We start from the raw sequence: 7,580 nt of genomic DNA, 5'->3' as shown, positions 1-7,580 counted from the left end.
CCCGTGATCACCTTGACGGGCACCTCGGAGCCCTTGACCTGGGCCACGATGTCCGCGCGGGCCCACGAATCCAGGTAGCCGCGCAGCGCGGCCGGGTCGGCGTTGTCCAGCGAGTGGCCGACGATCGCGGAGACGAAGGCCGGGGTCAGCCGGTTCCCCGTCGCGAAGTTGACGATCGCGGCGCGCTTGTCCGCGCTGGTCGCGGCGCCGGCGAACAGCGCCCAGTCCGACTCGCCCAGCGGCAGCCCGCTGGCCGGCACCGGGGCCACGCCGACCAGCCGGCGCACCCGCTGCGGCGCCCGCAGCAGCACGTGCTGGATCGCGACCCCGCTCATCGAGTGCCCGAGCAGCGAAAACCGGTCCCAGCCGAGGTCGTCGGCGAAGTCGATCGCGTCGGCGGCCGCCTCGGCCATCGTGTAGCGGCCGGGCTCGTCCTTGCGTGACCCGTAGCCGCGCAGGTCGGCGAACACGTAGCTGAAATCCGTGGTGTTCAGGTAATCAGGCAGGTGGCCCCAGCCGAGCGCTGACCCGAACCACCCGTGCAGGGCGAGGACATGATGGTCGCCGGACCCGACCCTGACGTATGCACCAGCCATGCGCATTAACCTAACGGAAATTCCGCGACAATCCAGACCAGGCCGCGTCATAGTCTTTCTGCCGGTGTTTTGTCTCCATCGCCTGACGCGTGGGAACGATCGTCCACCGGCTCTCGAACATGAAGGCAAGCGTGTCGTCGAGTTTTTGCGGTTTTAGATCGACTGTGCTCGCTTGCGCATAGGTCTGCGCGTCCGGGCCGTGCGAGGCGAACGTGTTGTGCAGGCTGGCGCCGCCGGGCGTGAACCCCTCGGCCTTGGCGTCGTAGGCGCCGCGGACCAGGCCCATGAATTCGGACATCACGTTGCGGTGGAACCACGGCGGGCGGAACGTGTCCTCGCCGACCAGCCAGCGCGGCGCGAAGATCACGAAGTCCACGTTGGCGAGTCCTGGCGTGTCGCTGGGGCTCGTGAGGACGGTGTAGATCGACGGGTCGGGGTGGTCGAAGCTGACCGTGCCGAGCACCATGAAGCTGGCGGTGTCGTACTTGTACGGGGCGTAGTTCCCGTGCCAGGCGACCACGTCGAGCGGCGAGTGGTCGTAGTCGGCGGCCCAGAGGTTGCCGCCGAATTTCTGCACGACCTGGACGGTGTGGCTGCGCTCTTCGAACGCGGCGTGCGGGGCCTTGAAATCGCGCTCGTTGGCCAGGCCGTTGGCGCCGATCGGGCCGCGTTCGGGGAGCGCGAACGCGTTGCCGAAGTTCTCGCACAGGTAGCCGCGGGCGTAGCCGTCGGGCAGTTCGACCCGGAACCTGATGCCTCGCGGCACGACGGCGATCTCGCCTGGCGCGACGTGCAGGGGGCCGAGTTCGGTGTGCAGGATGAGGGCGCTCAGCTCGGGCACGAACAGCAGCTCGCCGTCGGCGTTGACGAAGTAGCGGTCCCGCATGTCCCGGTTGGCGGCGTAGACGTGGACGGCCATGCCGGCGCGGGTCCTGACGTCGCCGTTGCCGCCGAGGGTGTACAGGCCGTCGATGAAGTCGCGCGGGTCCTGCTCGGTGGGGAGCGGGGACGGGTCCCAGCGCAGCCGGTTGGGGTCAGGCTCGATCTCGTCGAACGGCGTGGATCGCAGGGTCTTGTTGTCGATCCTGCTGAAGCGGGCGTGCCTGGCGCTCGGCAGGATGCGGTACACCCAGGTCCGCCGGTTGGTGGCGCGGGGCTGGGTGAAGGCGGTGCCGCTGATTTGTTCGGCGTACAGGCCCAGCGGCGCCTGCTGCGGGGAGTTGCGGCCGGCCGGAAGGGCTCCTTCGACCGCCTCGCTGGCGAACTCGTTACCGAACCCGATGGCGTAGTGGAACTCGTCGTCGGCCATCGCGGTGCCTCCTCGCTGGTTGCCTGGTCAACCTGGTCGGCGGGTTGTCTTATCTGATCATGCCCCGTCGCGAGGCGGCGAAGTAGGGTGGCTGGTCCCGGTTCCGCCTGCGCGGCGCAAGCGCGGGCGCGGACGGGATTTGTCGTTAAATGTGCTGAGCTTCACCGGTCATGTTGAGTTAACAACAGTTACCGTAGACGCGGGCACCTACTGGGGAGTAATCCAGGGGCTAGTGACGCGCGGGAGGTGTGGATGGCCGGCGACCGGTGGCTGACCTTCGACTGCTACGGCACGATCGCGGACTGGAACACGTGCATGCGACGGGCGCTGGAACCAGTCGCCGGGTCGGCAGTCGCGGCCCTGCTGACCGCCTACCACCAGGCCGAGCTGGTGCTCGAGGCCGGGCCGAGGTACCTGAGCTACCGGGACATCCTCACCTCGGGGCTGCGCTTGGCGGCGCGGCGGGTCGGGGTCCGGCTTGATTCGGAGCGGTCGGCGGCGTTGGTGGACGCGTGGCCGGACATGACGGTCTTCGCGGACGCGGGCCCGGCGCTCGCGGCCCTGGCCGCGGCCGGGTGGCGGCTGGCGATCCTCACCAACTGCGACGACGACCTGTTCGCGAGCACCGCGTCGAAGCTGCCGGTGCCGTTCGACCTCGTGGTGACGGCCGAGCAGGTGCGGTCGTACAAGCCGGACCTGGCGCATTTCCGGAAATTTGCCGACATAACCGGCGCCAGCGCCGAGAACTGGGTCCACGTGGCGAACAGCTGGGTGCATGACATCTTTCCCGCCGCGAGGATGGGCCTGCGTTCGGTCTGGGTGGACCGCGATCTGACCGGGCACCCGGCCAAGCTCGCCGAACGGCGCGTCACCGCCATGCGCCGGCTGCCCGAGACAGTCGCCGACGTCGCCGTCGTGCGGCCGTGGCCGACGCTGCCGACGCGGTGACCGCGGTGACCGCGGTGAGTGTGGTGACCGCGGTGACCGTGGGCGGGGCCTGGCGCGGCCGGGTACCCGGCGGTCGGACGCGGGGCCGCGCCCGTCGTATTGTCAAGTGATCGATGTCATCCGCAGATGCCCGAGGAGGATGCCATGAGCAGCGCCGACGTGCTCGTTGACGCGTTCGGCCGGATACGGGAAACGGTCAGCTACACCGTCTACGGCCTTAACCAAGCGCAACTGGCGTACCGGATCGCGGCGGACGCCAACCCGATCGGCTGGCTGATCTGGCACCTGACGCGGGTGCAGGACGACCACATCGCCGCCGCCTTCGGCGTCCCGCAGGTGTGGTCGGCGGACGGATGGGCCGTGCGCTTCGGGCTGGCGCCCAACTCGATGGATACCGGCTACGGGCACACCAGCCAGCAGGTTGCCGCCGTCTCCGCGGTCATCTCCTCGGCCGACCTGCTGACCGACTACCACGAGGCGACCTATGACCAGACCGCCAAGCACGTGTCCGGCGTCACCGACGACGACCTGCAGCGCGTCGTCGACACGTCGTGGCATCCGCCGGTGACGCTTGGCGTGCGGCTTGTCAGCGTGATCAACGACGACATGCAGCACGCCGGGCAGGCGGCCTTCCTGCGGGGAATCCTGCTCCGCACGGCGGTCTGACGCTGACGTCCGGGGCGCCGGTATTCAGAAGGCTAGGGCGCGTTTGTTAGTTGGACGTCCCAGGCGTGTCGTGGGCCAGAGCACCTCCCGCGCGCCGATGCCGACGCTGCGCTGACCGGGCGGGCGCCGGCCCGTTATACGTGATTTGTCGGACCTGCGAGGGCCCCGATATGGCAGCACGCAGCCGGATGAATGTGACATTCAGCCGCCTATCACCGGCTCGATGCAACATTCATCCGCCGCCGGCCGGGACATGGCGGCGACCGGGAACCAGACAGATTGCGTTCACGAGTGGACGCCGTGAGCGAGGCGAGCGGGCCGTTACGATCACGTGATTTGAGACAGAGCCCAAAGACTTCATGTATTGGCAGGAGACACGGTCAGTTCCTACGCGTCACGGCCTCCCGGCAGTTCACCATTGAGGGTGACCCTGGACCTCTTATCTGCGCCTGGAAGCAACCAGACCCGTACCGGTCCGCCGCCCCACTCCTACTTGCCGCCGAGGTTCGGACAGAACCAAATCCCCGGTCAACGATCTAGGCGCGGGCCGACGGCGGGCTAGGCGAGCGGTGAGCCCGGGTCGGCGCAGATCATGCCCCAGGGCCTGTCGCCTACCCGGGTCAGCACCACGGTGGCGCGGTGCGGCCCGGCTAGCCTGAGTCTGCGGCGGATCTGATCCACGTCCCCGGCGAGGCCGCGCCGCCGCAGGTCCGCGGCGCCCACGCCAAGCTCGCGCAGCCGGCCGGCGAACCGCTTCTCGTTCCAGGGGGCGGACTCGACCACCCGCAGGGTCCGCGCGAACGGGGTGACGACGTCGTGCCGCACCGCCAGGAACGCGATCTGCGGGTCGATCTTCCAGGCGCCGAGCGTCCGCGCCAGATCCTCCACCAGGCCGGCGCGGGTGACGGCCGGGTTGGGGTCAAGCAGGTACTCCCCCGGTTCGCCGACGGGGACGCCATCGCCAGGCACGGCAGCCAGCGTGTGCCCGCCAGGCAGGATCGTCGCCCGCCGCCGCGCCGTCGCCAGACCCGGCGACCACAGGGCCGCCTCCTTGAGATCGCGGCCGTCGGCGATGAACTCCGCCTCCCAGCCGGCCGGGATGAGCTCCGCGGGCAGGCCGGGCGCGGCCTTGACGCAGACGGCGGGCACGCGTTCGGCTAGCGCGAGGCACCAGTCGAGCGGCGGCTGCGACACCCCGGCGCGGAACCGGCGGGCCCCGGCGGGGCGGGTCCCGGCGGGGCGGGTCGCGGCGCCGGGGCGGGTCCCGGCACGGCGGGAGCCAGCGTCGCCCCGGCGGGCCGGGTCGATGAACACCGCGTCGACCCCCGCCAGCCGCAGGTCCCGCACATCGGCGACGCACGCGCGGACCCGTTCGGCGCCCCCGTACACGCCGGCGTTGTGCACGGCGAGGCGCGCGTGCACCTCGTCCCGGTCGACGGCGACGACTTCCCTGGCCGGGCCGGCGGCGAGGGTGACCAGGTCGCCGCCGATCCCGCAGCACAGGTCCGCGACGCGGCGGGCCTGGGCCGCCCCGAACCGGCCCGCCCGGTACGCCGCGATCGTCTGCGACGACGCCTGCTCGTACCCGTCCCTGGTGAACAGCATCCGCATCGCCCGGCCGAACTTCGCCCGCGCGGCCAGCCGCAGCTCGTGCTGCGCCGTCGCCACGGCGACCAGGTTCGCGGGGTACTCGCGGCGCAGGCTGACCGCGAACGCAAGCTCCCCCGCCGTCACGTCGTCCACGGCGGCGAGCCGCGCCAGGATTTCCTGGCCCGGCGGGGTAAGCAGCACGGTCGGGTCGTCGTTCATCGCCTCACGAGGCTAGCCAACCTGGCGGGCGGCCGGCGCCGCCCCGCCGGCCGCCGGCCCCGCCGCTGGCCGCACCCCGCGAGCGGCCGCCGGCCGAAGAACCCGGCCCTCGCGCCCGCGGCGGCGGCTGGAGTACCGTGCGGAACATGCGGATCGGCCTGTTCGTGACGTGCCTGACCGACACGCTGTTCCCGCAGACGGGCAAGGCCGTGGTCACGGTGCTTGAGCGGCTCGGGCACCGGGTGGAGTTCCCGATGAGCCAGTCCTGCTGCGGGCAGATGCACTTCAACACCGGGTACCGGCGCGAGGCGGCGCCGATGGTCGCCGGCTTCGCCGCGGCGTTCGGCGGCTATGAGGCCGTCGTCACCCCGTCGGCGTCGTGTGCCGCCATGGTCCGCGAATACCATCCCGTGCTGGCCGCGGGCGACCCCGTCCTGGCCCGCCGCGTCGGCGAGCTCGCGCCGCGGGTGCACGACCTGGCCACGTTCCTGACCGGGGTGCTTGGCGTGACCGACGTGGGTGCCTACTTCCCGCACCGGGTCACGTATCACCCGACGTGCCACAGCGTGCGGATGATGCACGTGGGCGACGCGCCGCTGACGCTGCTGGCGAACGTGCGCGGCCTCGACCTCGTGGACCTGCCGGACGCGGCGACGTGCTGCGGGTTCGGCGGCACGTTCGCGGTCAAGAACCCGGACGTCTCGGCGGCGATGTGCGCGGACAAGGTGGCCGCGATCAGGCAGTCGCGCGCCGAGGTCGTCGCCGCCGGCGACAACTCGTGCCTCATGCACATCGGCGGCGCCCTGACCAGGATGCGGACCGGCGTGCGGACCATGCACCTGGCGGAGATCCTCGCCTCGGGAGGGGGCTCGTGACCGGCGGGGAGCTGACCGCGACCGGCCACCCGAACCCGCGCGGGACCATGCCGGCCTACCTCGGCATGCCTGCCTTCCCTGACGCCGCGCGCACGGCGGTCGCGAACTCCCAGCTGCGCCGCAACCTCACCCACGCCACGACGGCGATCAGGACCAAGCGCGCGAAGGCGGTCGCGGAACTGGCCGACTGGGAAGAGCTGCGGCGGGCCGCGAAGGCGATCAAGGACCACACGCTCGCCAACCTTGGCACGTACCTGCCGCGGCTTGAGGAGAACGTCACGAAGGCGGGCGGGCACGTGCACTGGGCGCGGGACGCCGCCGAGGCCAACGCGATCGTGGCGGACCTGGTGCGCGCGGCGGGCGCGGAGCGGGTCGTGAAGGTCAAGTCGATGGCCACCCAGGAGACCGGCCTCAACGACGCCCTGGCGCACGCGGAGATCACCGCGGTCGAGACCGACCTGGCCGAGCTCATCGTCCAGCTCGGCGACGATCTGCCCAGTCACATCCTGGTCCCGGCGATCCACCGCAACCGCGCGGAGATCGGCGACCTGTTCCGCGCCGCGATGCCCGACGCCCCCGCCGACCTGACCGACGACCCGCCGCGGCTAGCCGCCGCCGCCCGCGCCCACCTGCGCAGCGAGTTCCTGTCCGCCACGGTCGGCATCTGCGGCGCGAACTTCGCGATCGCCGCGACGGGGTCGCTCGTCGTCGTCGAATCCGAAGGCAACGGCCGCATGTGCCTGACCCTCCCGAACACCCTGATCTGCCTGGCGGGCGTGGAGAAGGTGCTGCCGTCGTGGCGGGACCTGGAGGTCTTCCTCGCGCTGCTGCCCCGTAGCTCCACGGCCGAGCGCATGAACCCGTACACGACGATCTGGTCGGGCGTGACCCCCGGTGACGGACCGCAGGACTTCCACCTGGTGCTGCTCGACAACGGCCGGACGGCCACCCTCGCCGACGCCACCGGGCGGCAGGCGCTGCGCTGCATCCGCTGTTCGGCCTGCCTGAACGTGTGCCCGGTCTACGAGCGGGCAGGCGGGCACGCCTACGGCTCCCCCTACCCGGGACCGATCGGAGCGATCCTGTCCCCGCAGCTGCGCGGTCTCGGCTCGCCGGTGGACGCCTCGCTGCCGTTCGCCTCCTCGCTGTGCGGCGCCTGCTATGAGGTGTGCCCGGTGCAGATCAACATCCCCGAGGCGCTCGTGCACCTGCGCGCCCAGGCGGTGGCGGAGCACAAGCATTATCCAGAACGAGCCGTGTTCCAGCTCTCGGGTTACGTGCTCCGTTCGCCGGCCCGCCTGGCCGCCGCGCAGCGCCTGGCCGCCGCGAGCCGGCACGTGGCCGGCCGCAACGGCCGCATCCGGCGGCTGCCGCCGC

General features: G+C 71.3%; 7 protein-coding genes. 4 read left to right on the top strand and 3 right to left on the bottom strand.

From position 1 onward, the window contains the following. Together Q1N79_RS24525 and hmgA are read right to left on the bottom strand one after the other, a co-directional pair. Positions 1–596: alpha/beta hydrolase (locus tag Q1N79_RS24525; protein ID WP_300612847.1), on the bottom strand; the 596-nt coding region annotated here is incomplete at its 3' end. A 10-nt stretch (positions 597–606) separates the two neighbouring features. After that, the gene (gene hmgA / locus Q1N79_RS24520; RefSeq protein ID WP_300612845.1) at positions 607–1,905 is read right to left on the bottom strand and encodes a homogentisate 1,2-dioxygenase; all 1,299 of its coding nucleotides are present in this window, start codon (positions 1,903–1,905) and stop codon (positions 607–609) included. Between the two features lie 252 nt (positions 1,906–2,157). On the opposite strand from hmgA, the gene Q1N79_RS24515 reads away from it, so the two are divergent. Beyond that, on the top strand, positions 2,158–2,853 hold the full coding sequence (locus Q1N79_RS24515; protein ID WP_300612843.1) for an HAD hydrolase-like protein: 696 nt from the start codon (positions 2,158–2,160) through the stop codon (positions 2,851–2,853). A 144-nt stretch (positions 2,854–2,997) separates the two neighbouring features. After that, on the top strand, positions 2,998–3,519 hold the full coding sequence (locus tag Q1N79_RS24510) for a DUF664 domain-containing protein (protein WP_300612842.1): 522 nt from the start codon (positions 2,998–3,000) through the stop codon (positions 3,517–3,519). A gap of 558 nt (positions 3,520–4,077) precedes the next feature. On the opposite strand, the gene Q1N79_RS24505 is transcribed toward Q1N79_RS24510, so the two are convergent. Continuing rightward, positions 4,078–5,328: a class I SAM-dependent methyltransferase gene (locus tag Q1N79_RS24505; protein ID WP_300612841.1), complete on the bottom strand. Its 1,251-nt coding sequence runs from the start codon at positions 5,326–5,328 to the stop codon at positions 4,078–4,080. Between the two features lie 146 nt (positions 5,329–5,474). On the opposite strand from Q1N79_RS24505, the gene Q1N79_RS24500 reads away from it, so the two are divergent. Together Q1N79_RS24500 and Q1N79_RS24495 are read left to right on the top strand one after the other, a co-directional pair. Then, positions 5,475–6,203, top strand: coding sequence for a (Fe-S)-binding protein (locus Q1N79_RS24500; protein ID WP_300612839.1), 729 nt, complete (start codon positions 5,475–5,477; stop codon positions 6,201–6,203). 65 nt (positions 6,204–6,268) lie between these two features. After that, the coding region (locus tag Q1N79_RS24495) for a lactate utilization protein B (protein WP_300612849.1) at positions 6,269–7,580 on the top strand (1,312 nt) is incomplete at its 3' end.

Source organism: Trebonia sp., from assembly GCF_030042015.1.
GTDB lineage: Bacteria > Actinomycetota > Actinomycetes > Streptosporangiales > Streptosporangiaceae > Trebonia.
Note: the sequence above shows the minus strand (reverse complement) of the source record. Positions and strands in the feature narration are given on the sequence as shown.